Source organism: Pseudomonas sp., assembly GCF_051660785.1.
Taxonomy (GTDB): Bacteria; Pseudomonadota; Gammaproteobacteria; order Pseudomonadales; family Pseudomonadaceae; genus Aquipseudomonas.
On the sequence record NZ_JBOFQE010000044.1, the window covers coordinates 1 to 13,053 of the forward strand.

Below are 13,053 nucleotides of genomic sequence, written 5' to 3' on the forward strand. Positions count from 1 at the left end.
GATCTGGCGATGGCGTCTTCAAAATCGCCATCGCCAGCAAGCCGGCTCCTACAAGGTGGTGGTGTTACTTCTTCAGGTGTTGCTTGAGTTCTTCGGAGGCTTGCAACATCGCGGAGCGTACTGCTGGAACCTGGCTCACCACATTCAACAAACCATAATCGTGAATCATGCCGTTGTAGCGCACCGACGTAACCGGCACACCGGCCTCGTCGAGTTTGCGGGCGTAGGCTTCACCCTCATCGCGCAACACATCGGCACCGGCCGTCTGCACCAGCGCAGGAGGCAAGCCCTTCAGTTGCGCAGTGGTAGCCCGCAGCGGTGAGGCGTAGATCTCGTTACGCTGCTTGGCATCGGTGGTGTAGTTGTCCCAGAACCACTTCATCATGTTTTTGGTGAGGAAGTGCCCCTCGGCAAACTGGTTGTAGGACGCGGTTTCGAAGTTGGCATCCGTCACCGGCCACAGCAGCACCTGGAACTTGATCGCCGGCGTGCCTTTGTCTTTGGCCATCAGCGCAACCACCGCCGCCATGTTGCCACCGACACTGTTGCCGGCCACGGCCAGGCGCTTGCCATCGACGTTGATCTCTTTACCGTGCTCGGCCACCCATTGGGTTGCGGCGTAAGCCTGGTTGATCGCCACCGGGTAATGCGCTTCCGGCGACGGGGTGTAATTGACGAACACAGCCGCCGCACCTGAACCCGTTACCAGGTCACGAACCAGGCGTTCGTGGGTCGGGAAGTCCCCGAGCACCCAGCCACCGCCGTGGAAGAACATGAACACCGGCAGCTCGCCTTTGACCCCGGCCGGCCGGACGATGGTCAGGCTGAGCGGTTGGCCGTCGACTTGAATGGTCTTCTCGCTGACATCGGCTTTTGGCAGTGTCAGTTTCACCGAGGATTGCGCACCCACCAGCACCGCACGGGCTTCTTTGGGGGTGAGTTGTTCCATCGGTTTGCCGGTGCCGGCATTCAGCACATCGAGGAACGCCTGGGTGTTGTGTTCAACCCCATCGCCTGCAAACGCGTTGCTAATGGACAAGGCGAGAAGGGTACCGGTCAATACTTTGCTGAAAGTGTTCATGTTCGTTTCCTGTTCGGGCCTGGAAGTCAGCTTAGACGGTCACGTGCAGACGCACATCGACATTGCCACGGGTCGCGTTCGAGTACGGGCAGACCTGGTGGGCAGCCTCGACCAGGCTTTGCGCGTCGGCTTGTTCATGACCCGGCAGGCTGATGTGCAAGTCGATGTCCAGACCGAAACCACCAGGAATCTGGCCGATGCCGACATGGGCGGTGATCGACGCATCGTTCGGGATGCTGCGTTTGGTCTGGCTGGCAACGAACTTCAGCGCGCCGATGAAGCAGGCGGAGTAGCCAGCGGCGAACAGTTGTTCAGGGTTGGACGCTGCGCCGCCGGCACCACCGAGTTCTTTTGGGGTAGCGAGTTTGACGTCGAGGATGTTGTCACTGGAAACCGCACGACCGTCACGGCCGCCGGTGGAGGTTGCGATTGCGGTGTAGAGAGTTTGCATGGTGTGAGCCTCGTGTGGATGTGATTGGTTCGCGCTAAATGTTTGCGCGCTAAGTAAGTGCGAGGTGAATGTATCGCGCAAATATTTAGTGCGCAAGATAAATTTTTGAGAAAGTCTTGGCTTGGACGTGGGCGTTGATTGGATGTGTTGAGTTAGAGCGGTCGCGGCAGGGTTTTTTAGGAGGGAAATTTTCGAGGGGGGGGGACGAGGTCGGCAGGGGCACCACAAAACAAATGTGGGAGCGAGCCTGCTCGCGATGACGGAGTGTCAGTCAGTATCAATGCTGAATGACACACTGCAATCGCGAGCAGGCTCGCTCCCACAGGGATTTGGGGTGGATTGAGGGATTAGAGGCTTTCTTGGAGGTTGGTGCGCAGCACTTGCAGCTCCGCTTGCAGTTTCTGCAATCGTTCAAGCGTCATGCCGCTGGCGCCGAGAATGCACTGGGGTACGCTGCGCGCCTTTTCTCGCAACGCGCGTCCCTGCTCGGTCAACTCGACAATCACCACCCGTTCATCCTCGCGGCTGCGGGTGCGGCTGAGCAGTCCTTCGACCTCCAGCCGTTTCAGCAAAGGTGTCAGTGAGCCGGGGTCGGTCAGCAGTCGCGTGCTGATTTCGCCGACGGTCAAGCCATCCCGTTCCCACAACACCATCATCGCCAGATACTGCGGATAGGTCAGGCCCAACGCTTGCAGCAGCGGCTTGTACACCTTGGTCATCAGCAGCGAGGTGGAATGCAGGGCAAAGCAAGCCTGATTGTCCAGCAGCAACTGGTCGCAGTTATCCTGGGTATTGCGCTCGGTGGTCATTTCAAAGCCTTGATCAGTGATCGTCATGAATCTAGCGGACGAATCTTTAATGCACCAGACAATTCTGGACTAGTGGCGGTCGAGGGTGTTTTGCAGTGCCAGATCCCACGGCGGAATTGGGCTAAAGCGGGTTTTCAGGTATTCCAGCAACAAGCGACTGCGGGAGTTGGGTTGCTGCGACAGGCGCAGCGCATAGATGCCGGTGGATTCCGCAGGTGGCAGGCCGTGTTCACAAAACAACGGCAGTAATTCGCCGCGCAACAGGTACTCGCTGGCCAGCCAGGTTGGCAAATGCGCGATGCCCAATCCCGCCAACGCACCACAGACCAGCGCCTCGGCATTGTTGGCGCTCATGCGGATGCGCGCAGGGCGATGCAGGTGCATGTGCCCGTCGCGTTCAAAGCGCCAGGCGAACGGTGGGGCCAGGCCGTCCCAGTCGAGACCGTCATGCTCGATCAATTGCGCCGGCTCGGTCGGGATGCCGCGACGTTTCAGGTATTCAGGGCTGGCACAGGCAATGCGCACCATACTCGCCAGCGGCGTGGCTACCAGCCGAGTGTCGGCCATTTGCCCGGCGCGCAGCACTAGGTCCACCTTGCCGAGGTTCAGCCCCTGCATGTCGACAAAGCTATCGATCAAGTGCAATTGCACATCGAGCCCGGGGTAGAGCATCAGAAAGTCGGCAATCACCGGCGCCAGGTGCCGTCGGCCGAATGCCGCTGGCGCATCGATGCGGATCAAGCCTTCCGGCGCGCTGCTCAGGGACACGGCTTCAGCCCGGGCCAGGCGCAATTCCGCCACGATTCGCCGCGCCCGTTCGGCGAACGCCAGGCCTGCCGGCGTTGCGCGCACAGCGTGGGTGCTGCGGATGAACAGCTGGCTACCGACGGCATTTTCCAGGCTGTCGATGCGCCGTGCTACCGCCGAAGGGGTCAATGGATGTCGTCGGGAGGCGGCGGAAAAGCTCCCGCTTTCCAACACATCAAGGAACAGACCGAGTTGTTCGGTCAATTGATTGGGGTTCATGTTCAGTCAGCGCTTGTGCGAAGTTGGCACAGCCATTGTGCGTTGCTTTGCGTTTCCCCGCCAGCGTCGACTGCGTAGGATGAATCACCTGAAAAAAGGAAATTCGCTTGTGATTGAGTTCGTGATGTATCTGGTCTTCGGCGCGGCCCTGGGAACCCTCGGCGGGCTATTCGGCATCGGCGGTGGCTTGATCGCGATTCCGTTGTTAGGCGTGCTGTTCGGTCTTGATCAGCAAATCGCCCAAGGCACGGCGTTGGTCATGGTCGTGCCCAATGTGATGCTGGCGCTGTGGCGTTATCACCAGCGCAACCGCATCGAAATGCGCCACGCGTTGCCATTGGCGGCGATGGGGTTTTGCTTTGCCTGGATCGGATCGATTTGGGCGGTGGGCATCGACGCGCAAACCATGCGTGTGGGATTTGTCGCATTCCTGATTGCCCTGTCGGCCTACAACCTGGTGCGCATGTTCACCGTTAATGCACCGGTCTCTGCACAGATGCGGTATTCCTGGCCATGGCTGGGCGTACTCGGTGCGGCATCCGGCACCATGGGCGGGTTGTTCGGAGTGGGCGGGGCTGTGGTGGCGACGCCGGTGTTGACCAGCCTGTTCGGCACTACTCAAGTGGTGGCCCAAGGCTTGTCGCTGGCCCTGGCATTGCCCAGCACCGGCGTCACACTGGTGACGTACGCGGTGCATCATCAAGTGGACTGGATGATCGGGTTGCCGTTGGCCGTCGGCGGGTTGATGAGCATCAGCTGGGGCGTGAAGATCGCCCACGCCATGCCTGAGCGACTATTGCGCGGGTTGTTCTGCGGTTTCCTGGTGCTGTGCGCGGTGATGCTCGCGTTTAAAGTTTGAAGCCTTCGACGATGTGCTCGGCCAGGCATTCGGTAATCGGGGAAGGGTTGTGCAGGTTGCGCACCAGCATGATGCTGGCTTCCGGCAACAGCGGCAGGTCTTCGGCGGCCCCGAGGATGCGCATGTCCGGTGTGATCAGGCTTTCCAGCTGCGCGGTCACCGCGAGGCCCGCACTGACCACCGCCATCAACGCCGACAGGCTCGAACTGTTGTAGGCAATGCGGTAATCGCGGCCCATGGCGTCCAGCGCATTGCACGCCCACAGCCTGCAGAAACAATCACTGTTGAACATTGCCAGTGGCAGCGGCGTCTGTTCGTGGGCGCTGTAGCACTGTGCTTCGGCCCAGACGAAGCGTTCCTTGCGCAACAACTGGCCGATCTCGCTGCCCGGCTCGCGGGTGACGATGGACAAGTCCAGGTCCTGGCGTTGCAACAATTGTTTTGATGATTCGCAGTGAACCTCGATCTGGATCAGCGGGTAAAACTTGGCGAAACGCGACAGGATTCCCGGCAGAAAACGCATCACGTAGTCATCGGGCGTGCCGATGCGCACGGTACCAACCATGTGCGGCTCGCGCAGGGTATTGAAGACTTCGCTGTGGAGTTTGAGGATGCGCCGCGCGTAACCCAGCAAAACCTGGCCTTCGGCGGTCAGCTTGACCTGGCGTCCGTCACGCTCGAACAGCTGGCGCTGCAACACGTCTTCTTCCAGACGCTTCATCTGCATGCTCACCGCTGACTGCGTGCGGTTGACCATTTCACCGGCACGGGTAAACCCGCCCTGGTCGGCGATGGCGACGAAGGTGCGCAGCACGTCAGTATCGATACTTGGGTACGCCGACATCCATCAATCTCCGAGATGGTTACCATCAGAAACATTCGTTGGATTGATCTTAGCGCTGAGGCGAGACTTGAGCCATCCCTAAGGAGGGCAACAAGATGAAAGGTCATAACGAGCATGTAACGGAAGAAAAATTCTCAATCCACGCGGTATCCGATCTGCTGCACAAGTTTAGTCGCTGGTACGAACTTCACCGTGAACGTGAGCTGCTGGCCAGCTTGAGCGACGAAGCACTGAAAGACATCGGCGTGAGTCGTGCGGATGTGGAACATGAATCGGTCAGGCCGTTCTGGGATGATCCGATGCATAAATGATGAGGCCATCGCTACACAACTCCCTTCCCGGTGAGGTAGGTTGCGAGCAGACAAGGAGATGCTCATGCCCGCAACAGTGTCCTTTACCCTCAAACAGGCTCGACGTCTGGCGCTGGCCGCCCAAGGGTTCAACGGGCGGCAACCGCCAGCGGCGATCAAACCGGTTCAGCTCAACCGGCTGATCGAACGCCTGGGCATCCTGCAGATCGATTCGGTCAATGCGTTGGTGCGTTCGCACTACCTTCCCTTGTTTTCCCGCCTCGGTAATTACTCACCCGACTTGCTCGATCAGGCTGCCTGGAGTCAGGGCCGGCGACGCACGTTGTTCGAATATTGGGGCCATGAAGCTTCGTTATTGCCCCTGTCGATGTACCCCTTGATGCGTTGGCGTATGCAGCGTGCGACGCGCGGCGAAGACATCTATCAACAATTGGCGCGATTCGGTCGCGAGCAGCAGGACACGATTCGCCGAGTGCTGGCCTCGGTTCAGACACTCGGCGCACTGGGTGCCGGAAGCTTGTCGACCCGTCAGGAACGGGCCGGGCCATGGTGGGACTGGAGCGCTGAAAAACATGCGCTGGAATGGTTGTTCGCCGCCGGTGAAGTGACGGTCGCCGGCCGCCGTGGATTCGAGCGACTTTATGACCTGCCTGAACGAGTGATTCCTTCGGCGATCCTGCAACAGCCTTTGCTCAGTGAGGCCGAGGCCCAGCGCGGGTTGTTGCTGCATGCCGCGACGGCATTGGGTGTCGGCACGGAAAAGGATCTGCGCGATTATTTTCGCTTGAACCCGGCAGACAGCCGGCCGCGTCTGGCGGAACTGGTAGAGGCGGGCGAATTGCTGGCTTGCGAGGTTCAGGGCTGGCGGCAACCGGCCTATTGCTTGCCCGAGCCGAAAGTGCCGCGCAAAGTCGAATCCAGTGCGCTGCTGTCACCGTTTGATTCGTTGATCTGGGAACGCAGCCGCACCGAGCGGTTGTTCGATTTTCGCTATCGGCTGGAGATTTATACGCCGCAGGACAAGCGGGTCTACGGCTATTACGTGTTGCCGTTTTTGCACAATGAGCGGATTGCCGCGCGGGTGGATTTGCGCGCCGAGCGAGCGTTGGGCCGGCTGGCGGTGCATGCCGTGCATGAAGAGGAACCGGGGCTGGACGAGGCGGGGATGCTGGCGTTGGCGGTCAATCTGCGGCAGATGGCGGATTGGCTCGGGCTTGAGCAGGTTCAGCTGAATTGCCCGCGGGCGAGTGCGGCGCGGTTGCGGGTGGCGTTGGCACAAGTTGGCGCTGACTGACCTGACGCCATCGCGAGCAAGCTCGCTCCCACAGGGCTCGCGCCGTTCACAAAATCTGTGATCAGCGCGGTTCTTGTGGGAGCGGGCTTGCCCGCGAAGAGGCCGGTTCAAACGATAAAGAGGTTACAGACCTCAGCGTCGGACTTGCTTCAAGGTCTCGGCAATCAGAAACGCCAACTCCAGCGACTGATCAGCATTCATCCGCGGATCGCAGTGGGTGTGATACCGATCCGACAACCCGTCTTCAGTAATCGGCCGCGCGCCACCAATGCACTCGGTCACGTTCTGCCCGGTCATCTCGATGTGGATACCGCCGGCATAAGTGCCTTCCGCTTCATGAACCTGGAAGAACTGCTTCACCTCACCGAGGATCTGCGCGAAGTCGCGGGTTTTGTAGCCGCTGCTGGCCTTGATGGTATTGCCGTGCATCGGGTCGGAACTCCAGAGCACCTGCTTGCCTTCACGCTGCACGGCGCGGATCAGCGCCGGCAAATGATCGCCGACCTTGTTTGCACCCATCCGCGCAATCAGGTTCAAGCGGCCCGGATCGTTATCCGGGTTGAGCACGTCGATCAGGCGAATCAGGTCTTCAGGGTTCATGCTCGGGCCGACCTTGACCCCGATCGGGTTGTTCACGCCACGCAGGAACTCGACGTGAGCGCCATCGAGCTGACGGGTGCGATCACCGATCCACAGCATGTGCGCCGAGCAATCGTAGTAATCGTTGGTCAGGCTGTCGCGGCGCACAAAGGCTTCTTCGTAATTCAGCAGCAATGCTTCGTGGGCGGTGAAGAAGCTGGTTTCGCGCAGTTGCGGCGAACTGTCCATGCCGCAGGCGCGCATGAAGGCCAGGGTTTCGTCGATGCGATCAGCCAGGTGGCTGTATTTCTCGGCCAGTGCCGAGTTGGCGATGAAATCCAGGTTCCACTTGTGCACTTGATGCAGGTCGGCGAATCCGCCTTGGGCGAAAGCTCGCAGCAGGTTCAGGGTCGCGGTGGACTGGTGGTAGGACTGGAGCAAGCGCTCCGGGTCCGGCACGCGGCTTTTTTCGTCGAAACCGATGCCGTTGACGATGTCGCCACGGTAGGCGGGCAGGGTCACGCCGTCGATGGTTTCGTCGTTGGCCGAGCGCGGCTTGGCGAACTGGCCGGCCATGCGCCCGACCTTGACCACCGGACAACCGGCGGCGAAGGTCATGACGATCGCCATTTGCAGCAGGACTTTAAAGGTGTCGCGAATTTTCGCGGCGGAGAACTCGGCGAAGCTTTCGGCGCAATCGCCACCTTGCAACAGAAACGCGCGGCCCTCAGTGACCTGGGCAAACTGACGGCGCAACTCTCGGGCCTCACCGGCAAACACCAGGGGCGGATAGCTCGCCAGGGTTTGCTCGACCTGCTGCAAATGCGCAGCGTCGGGGTAGTGGGGTTGTTGCTGGATCGGCAGGGCGCGCCAGCTGTCAGGGCTCCAGGGTTGGCTCATCACGGTCTCGGTTGTTTTACGCTCGGACGTTCATGTTATCAGCAAATTAGTGCGTGACCTGTTCCGCTTGCTTCGCGGACAATCGCGCCTTTGCCGCTTCATGTTGCGGCGGGCCGGCAACAATCTGGAGACGAAATGACTGAGGAGCGCGTCGAGCATCTGCTCGCCGAGGTACAGGATGAGTTCGGCGTGATTCGCGTGCTGGAAGTGGCCGATTACCGTTTTCTCGAGTTCGGTGATGCCATCGAGCAGAGTTGCGTGTTCACGGCTGACCCCAGCTGGCTCGAGTACGATTACACCCGCGCGATGCTGATTGGCGCGCTGTGCCACGAACAGCCTGAAAGCGCTCTGTTTCTTGGCCTTGGCGCCGGCACGCTGACCCAGGCGTGCCTCAAGTTCCTGCCGCTTGAAGATGTCGAAGCCATTGAACTGCGCCCTGACGTGCCGCGTCTGGCCATCGAATACCTGGGGCTGGATGACGATCCACGGCTGTATATCCGTGTCGGTGATGCGCTGGAATTGCTCGATACCGCTGAACCGGCGGACCTGATTTTCGTCGACCTTTACACCGATGTCGGGCCGGGCGTCGGGCATCTGGCGTGGAATTTCCTGGAAAACTGTCAGAAACGCCTGAATCCGGGCGGCTGGCTGGTGATCAATCAATGGGCGACCGACGACGGCAAGCCGTTGGGCGCTGCGTTGTTGCGTGGCCTCTATCACCGTCATTACTGGGAGCTGCCGGTGAAAGAGGGCAACGTGATTTTGCTCGTGCCTTCGGAGCTGGATCAGGAACTGGACATGGACGGGCTGATTACCCGGGCCGAAGGGCTGGCACCGCGGTTGGGGTATTCGTTGCAGTCGTTGATCAAGGCGATCCGCCCGGCGACCTGATGCGATGAGGTCTTGTGGCGAGGGAGCTTGCTCCCGTTTGAGTGCGCAGCACTTACAAGATTTGCATTGATTGCGAAGATTGTGGGGCCGCTTCGCAGCCCAGCGGGAGCAAGCTCCCTCGCCACAAAAGCAATTCTTTCAGCAGCCCTTGAAGATGCCCGGCCGCTTCTCGATCATCGACCGCACGCCTTCCTTTGCATCCTCACTCGCCAGCAACTTCTTCGCCAATGCCGGCAATCCCTGCGCCGCCGCCGTTTCCCCTTCGTAACGCGCCTGCCGGGCCGACATCAACGTTGCCTGAACCCCCAGCGGTGCCTGCCGGGCAATCCGTTCAGCCAATTCAATCGCGCGCGGCAGCAAATCCTCGCTGGCCATGACTTCCTGCACCAACCCCAGGTGCAACGCGTCATGCGCATCGAATTCATCGCCGGTCAGCAGCCAGCGCATGGCGTTGCCCCAGCCGGCGACTTGATGCAGACGCAACGTGGCGCCACCGAACGGGAAGATCCCACGCTGCACTTCCTTCTGGGCAAAACGGGTGTTGCTGGCGCAGAGGTTGATGTCGGCGGCCAGCATCAGCTCGATGCCGATGGTCAGGCAGTAGCCTTGCGCGGCGACGATCACCGGTTTGCTTACCCTCGGCCCGGCAAACACGCCCCACGGATCGCAACCGCCGGGCGGTGCCTGCCAGCCTTCGGCCAGGGCCGCGCTGGCATTGATCAAGTCGAGCCCGGCGGTGAAATGCTCACCATGAGCGAACACCACCGCCACCCGCGCTTCACTGTCGGCCTCGAACTCGCCGTAGGCCAGGCTCAGTTCGTTGAGCAGGTCAAGATCGAAGGCGTTGCGCTTGGCCACCCGATCCAGGCCAATCAGCAGGACATGGCCGTGTTTTTCACGGGTGACACGACTGGAGCCGGGCTGATTCATGGAGCATTTCCTCGGGCGGGAAGGGTGTGCCAGACCGAAGGTCTGCGTCACAGGGATGAACCGTTTTAGCGCCATCGCCAGCAGGGCCGGGCCTTTGAAAAATAGACCGTTGCACGATTATCCGCAAAGCCTGTGACACAACGGCGTTTACGTCAGTTTTCCGACAAATAATGCTCCCTTTTTGGGCGAATTCCGGTATAGTGCGCGCCGGCCTTTAACCGGGCCGCGTTTAGGTAGCGCAATTTCCCGAAGTCAGCTTCGGCTGCACGTCCGCACAGCGGACTCTCCCTTGACGAATCTTTTTCATTCATTCGTTTTCGCAAATCCCCGCCGACAAAGCAGCCAGGGCGACTCTTGAGTCTTACACGGCATGCGCAGCTTTGGAGCATGGGTCTTTGCGGATGCACTTAGAGGCAGACCCATGACCCAGGAAACCGGCGGCTTCGCCGCTTTTAATCTTAATCCGAATATTCTTGCAGCCGTCATTGCGACTGGCTACGAAGAGCCTTCGGCTATTCAGCAGCAATCGATCCCGATCATCATGGCCGGTCACGACATGATTGGTCAGGCGCAAACCGGTACGGGTAAAACCGCTGCGTTCGCCCTGCCGATCCTGCACCGCATCGATCCTGCCAAGCGCGAGCCGCAAGCCCTGATCCTGGCGCCAACCCGTGAGTTGGCGCTGCAAGTAGCAACCGCTTTCGAAACCTACGCCAAGCAAATGCCGGGCGTTACCGTTGTGGCCGTTTACGGCGGCGCCCCGATGGGCCCACAACTGAAAGCAATCCGTAATGGCGCACAGATCGTTGTCGCCACGCCGGGCCGTCTGTGCGACCACTTGCGTCGTGACGAAAAAGTCCTGTCGACCGTGAACCACCTGGTTCTCGACGAAGCGGACGAAATGCTCAAACTGGGTTTCATGGACGACCTCGAAGTTATCTTCAAGGCTCTGCCACCAACCCGTCAGACCGTATTGTTCTCGGCCACCCTGCCACAGTCGATCCGTGCCATTGCCGAACGCCATCTGCGCGATCCGCAACACGTGAAGATCCAGACCAAGACTCAGACCGTTACCGCGATCGAACAGGCTCACCTGTTGGTTCACGCTGACCAGAAGACCTCGGCTGTATTGAGCCTGCTGGAAGTGGAAGACTTCGACGCCCTGATCATGTTCGTGCGCACCAAACAAGCGACCCTGGACCTGGCCAGTGCCCTGGAAGCCAAAGGCTACAAAGCCGCTGCGCTGAACGGTGACATTGCTCAGAACCAGCGTGAGCGCGTAATCGAATCCCTCAAGGATGGCCGTCTGGACATCGTTGTGGCGACCGACGTTGCTGCTCGTGGCCTGGACGTTCCGCGTATCACTCACGTGTTCAACGTTGATATGCCTTACGATCCAGAGTCCTACGTTCACCGTATCGGCCGTACTGGCCGTGCCGGTCGCGAAGGTCGTGCATTGTTGCTGGTGACTCCACGTGAGCGCCGCATGCTGCAAGTGATCGAGCGTGTAACTGGTCAGAAAGTTGCCGAAGTCCGCCTGCCGGATGCTCAGGCTGTTCTCGATGCCCGCATCAAGAAACTGACCAACAGTCTGTCGCCGCTGGTGGCTGATGCCGAATCGACTCACGGTGATCTGCTGGATCGTCTGACCGCCGACATCGGTTGCACTCCGCGTGCACTGGCCGCTGCTCTGCTGCGCAAGGCAACCAACGCTCAGGCGTTGACCCTGGCTGCCATCGAGAAAGAACGTCCGCTGGTGCCGAACAATGCACCGCGTGGCGATCGTCCAGAGCGTACCGGTGATCGTCCGGACCGTGGTGATCGTGAGCGTCGTGCTCCGGTTCCATTGGCCGAAGGTCGTGCTCGTTGCCGTACCGCGCTGGGCGCGCGTGATGGTATCGCTGCCAAGAACCTGCTGGGCGCCATCCTCAACGAAGGTGGTCTGGCTCGCGAAGCAATCGGTCGCATCCAGGTGCGTGACAGCTTCAGCCTCGTCGAGCTGCCGGAAGATGGTCTGGAGCGTCTGCTGACCAAGCTGAAGGACACTCGCGTTGCCGGTAAGCAGTTGAAGCTGCGTCGCTATCGCGAAGATTGATCCGCTCTCGGGCTGATTGATCGAACATAAAAAATCCCCGACTGGTTCGGGGATTTTTTTGGCCTGCTGTTTGTGCCTGGCTTTTGGGTCGTGTCGCGGCTAATCGCGAGCAGGCTCGCTTCCACACTTGATCTTCAGTGAACACAATATTCGTGTATTTCACAGATCCTCTGTGGGAGCGAGCCTGCTCGCGATGGGGGCGACTCGGTCTTCTGTCAGCCAAAACGATAAATGTCCATGCCCAGCGCACCCATCGTAAATCCCTGGTGCGCAACACTGAACTCACCCCCAGCCCCGCGAGCAAAGTACAACGGCAGCAAATGCTCATCGCTGGGATGGTTGCGCACAGCGTTCGGCGCCTGCTGGCGATAGTCGTGCAGCGCGGCTTCATCGTTGACCGCGAGTTTTTCAATCATCCAGTCGCGGAAAGATCTGGCCCACGGCTCGACGCTTTCCGGGCCAGCGTGCCAGTCCAGTTCTCGCAGGTTGTGGGTGATGCTGCCAGAACCGATCAACAACACGCCGTGTTCGCGCAGGCTGGCCAGGGCACGACCGACCCGGGTTTGCAGGGCAGGACCGCCACGGGTGGGCAGCGAGACCTGCACCACCGGGATGTCGGCCTGCGGATACATCAATGACAACGGCACCCAGACCCCGTGATCGAACGGCCGCTTGGCATCGAGGCGCGAAGGCAGGCCATCGGCCTTCAGCAACTCGACAACCTCTGCCGCCAGCTGTGGGTCGCCAGGCGCCGGGTATTGCACCTCGAACAGGGCCTTGGGAAAGCCGCCGAAGTCATGCCAGGTTTCAGGCCGGGGATTGCCGCTGACCAGCAGTTCGTTGCTTTCCCAGTGCGCCGACACCATCACGATGGCTTTCGGCTTCGGCAATTCGGCGGCCAGGCGAGCGAGGGCGGGTCCGCTGGCGCCCGGTTCCAGTGCCAACATGGGTGAGCCATGGGATATGTACAGGCTGGGGAACAT

General features: G+C 60.1%; 13 protein-coding genes. 5 read left to right on the top strand and 8 right to left on the bottom strand.

The window, feature by feature from the left end; genetic code table 11:
• Nucleotides 1-64: 64 nt before the first annotated feature.
• From ACRC4F_RS10695 to ACRC4F_RS10710, 4 genes are all read right to left on the bottom strand, one after another.
• Nucleotides 65-1,081, bottom strand: a complete 1,017-nt coding sequence (locus tag ACRC4F_RS10695) for an alpha/beta hydrolase fold domain-containing protein (protein WP_438659287.1) — start codon at nt 1,079-1,081, stop codon at nt 65-67.
• 31 nt (nt 1,082-1,112) lie between these two features.
• The gene (locus tag ACRC4F_RS10700) at nt 1,113-1,532 is read right to left on the bottom strand and encodes an organic hydroperoxide resistance protein (protein ID WP_438659288.1); all 420 of its coding nucleotides are present in this window, start codon (nt 1,530-1,532) and stop codon (nt 1,113-1,115) included.
• Nucleotides 1,533-1,879: 347 nt separating this feature from the next.
• On the bottom strand, nt 1,880-2,341 hold the full coding sequence (locus ACRC4F_RS10705) for a MarR family winged helix-turn-helix transcriptional regulator (protein ID WP_438659361.1): 462 nt from the start codon (nt 2,339-2,341) through the stop codon (nt 1,880-1,882).
• Nucleotides 2,342-2,410: 69 nt separating this feature from the next.
• Nucleotides 2,411-3,367: a LysR family transcriptional regulator gene (locus ACRC4F_RS10710; RefSeq protein ID WP_438659289.1), complete on the bottom strand. Its 957-nt coding sequence runs from the start codon at nt 3,365-3,367 to the stop codon at nt 2,411-2,413.
• Between the two features lie 124 nt (nt 3,368-3,491).
• Between ACRC4F_RS10710 and ACRC4F_RS10715 the strand changes: the two genes are divergently transcribed.
• Nucleotides 3,492-4,226, top strand: coding sequence for a sulfite exporter TauE/SafE family protein (locus ACRC4F_RS10715; protein ID WP_438659362.1), 735 nt, complete (start codon nt 3,492-3,494; stop codon nt 4,224-4,226).
• Here the strand turns inward: ACRC4F_RS10715 and ACRC4F_RS10720 are convergent.
• Nucleotides 4,216-5,070: a LysR substrate-binding domain-containing protein gene (locus tag ACRC4F_RS10720; protein ID WP_438659290.1), complete on the bottom strand. Its 855-nt coding sequence runs from the start codon at nt 5,068-5,070 to the stop codon at nt 4,216-4,218. The two genes, ACRC4F_RS10715 and ACRC4F_RS10720, sit on opposite strands and share 11 nt — an antisense overlap.
• Before the next feature lie 95 nt (nt 5,071-5,165).
• On the opposite strand from ACRC4F_RS10720, the gene ACRC4F_RS10725 reads away from it, so the two are divergent.
• Both ACRC4F_RS10725 and ACRC4F_RS10730 read left to right on the top strand, forming a co-directional pair.
• The gene (locus ACRC4F_RS10725) at nt 5,166-5,381 is read left to right on the top strand and encodes a DUF1127 domain-containing protein (RefSeq protein WP_010461302.1); all 216 of its coding nucleotides are present in this window, start codon (nt 5,166-5,168) and stop codon (nt 5,379-5,381) included.
• Between the two features lie 64 nt (nt 5,382-5,445).
• Complete coding sequence (locus ACRC4F_RS10730) at nt 5,446-6,675, top strand: winged helix-turn-helix domain-containing protein (RefSeq protein ID WP_438659291.1); 1,230 nt, start codon at nt 5,446-5,448, stop codon at nt 6,673-6,675.
• A gap of 132 nt (nt 6,676-6,807) precedes the next feature.
• On the opposite strand, the gene ACRC4F_RS10735 is transcribed toward ACRC4F_RS10730, so the two are convergent.
• Complete coding sequence (locus ACRC4F_RS10735; RefSeq protein ID WP_438659292.1) at nt 6,808-8,154, bottom strand: class II 3-deoxy-7-phosphoheptulonate synthase; 1,347 nt, start codon at nt 8,152-8,154, stop codon at nt 6,808-6,810.
• A gap of 135 nt (nt 8,155-8,289) precedes the next feature.
• On the opposite strand from ACRC4F_RS10735, the gene ACRC4F_RS10740 reads away from it, so the two are divergent.
• On the top strand, nt 8,290-9,045 hold the full coding sequence (locus ACRC4F_RS10740) for a spermidine synthase (protein ID WP_438659293.1): 756 nt from the start codon (nt 8,290-8,292) through the stop codon (nt 9,043-9,045).
• Nucleotides 9,046-9,183: 138 nt separating this feature from the next.
• On the opposite strand, the gene ACRC4F_RS10745 is transcribed toward ACRC4F_RS10740, so the two are convergent.
• Nucleotides 9,184-9,975, bottom strand: coding sequence for a crotonase/enoyl-CoA hydratase family protein (locus ACRC4F_RS10745; protein WP_438659294.1), 792 nt, complete (start codon nt 9,973-9,975; stop codon nt 9,184-9,186).
• A 421-nt stretch (nt 9,976-10,396) separates the two neighbouring features.
• On the opposite strand from ACRC4F_RS10745, the gene ACRC4F_RS10750 reads away from it, so the two are divergent.
• Nucleotides 10,397-12,070 carry a DEAD/DEAH box helicase gene (locus tag ACRC4F_RS10750; RefSeq protein ID WP_008146183.1) on the top strand — a complete coding sequence of 558 codons (1,674 nt, stop codon included), beginning with the start codon at nt 10,397-10,399 and terminating at the stop codon, nt 12,068-12,070.
• Nucleotides 12,071-12,285: 215 nt separating this feature from the next.
• On the opposite strand, the gene ACRC4F_RS10755 is transcribed toward ACRC4F_RS10750, so the two are convergent.
• Entirely contained in the window at nt 12,286-13,053 is a 768-nt protein-coding gene (locus ACRC4F_RS10755) for a DODA-type extradiol aromatic ring-opening family dioxygenase (protein WP_438659295.1), read from the bottom strand.

Coding starts and splice junctions, on each gene's coding strand:
- ACRC4F_RS10695 (WP_438659287.1), bottom strand. CDS start 1,081: ATGAACACTTTCAGCAAAGTATTGACCGGTACCCTTCTCGCCTTGTCC.
- ACRC4F_RS10725 (WP_010461302.1), top strand. CDS start 5,166: ATGAAAGGTCATAACGAGCATGTAACGGAAGAAAAATTCTCAATCCAC.
- ACRC4F_RS10700 (WP_438659288.1), bottom strand. CDS start 1,532: ATGCAAACTCTCTACACCGCAATCGCAACCTCCACCGGCGGCCGTGAC.
- ACRC4F_RS10750 (WP_008146183.1), top strand. CDS start 10,397: ATGACCCAGGAAACCGGCGGCTTCGCCGCTTTTAATCTTAATCCGAAT.
- ACRC4F_RS10735 (WP_438659292.1), bottom strand. CDS start 8,154: ATGAGCCAACCCTGGAGCCCTGACAGCTGGCGCGCCCTGCCGATCCAG.
- ACRC4F_RS10730 (WP_438659291.1), top strand. CDS start 5,446: ATGCCCGCAACAGTGTCCTTTACCCTCAAACAGGCTCGACGTCTGGCG.
- ACRC4F_RS10755 (WP_438659295.1), bottom strand. CDS start 13,053: ATGTTCCCCAGCCTGTACATATCCCATGGCTCACCCATGTTGGCACTG.
- ACRC4F_RS10745 (WP_438659294.1), bottom strand. CDS start 9,975: ATGAATCAGCCCGGCTCCAGTCGTGTCACCCGTGAAAAACACGGCCAT.
- ACRC4F_RS10715 (WP_438659362.1), top strand. CDS start 3,492: ATGTATCTGGTCTTCGGCGCGGCCCTGGGAACCCTCGGCGGGCTATTC.
- ACRC4F_RS10705 (WP_438659361.1), bottom strand. CDS start 2,341: ATGACCACCGAGCGCAATACCCAGGATAACTGCGACCAGTTGCTGCTG.
- ACRC4F_RS10740 (WP_438659293.1), top strand. CDS start 8,290: ATGACTGAGGAGCGCGTCGAGCATCTGCTCGCCGAGGTACAGGATGAG.
- ACRC4F_RS10710 (WP_438659289.1), bottom strand. CDS start 3,367: ATGAACCCCAATCAATTGACCGAACAACTCGGTCTGTTCCTTGATGTG.
- ACRC4F_RS10720 (WP_438659290.1), bottom strand. CDS start 5,070: ATGTCGGCGTACCCAAGTATCGATACTGACGTGCTGCGCACCTTCGTC.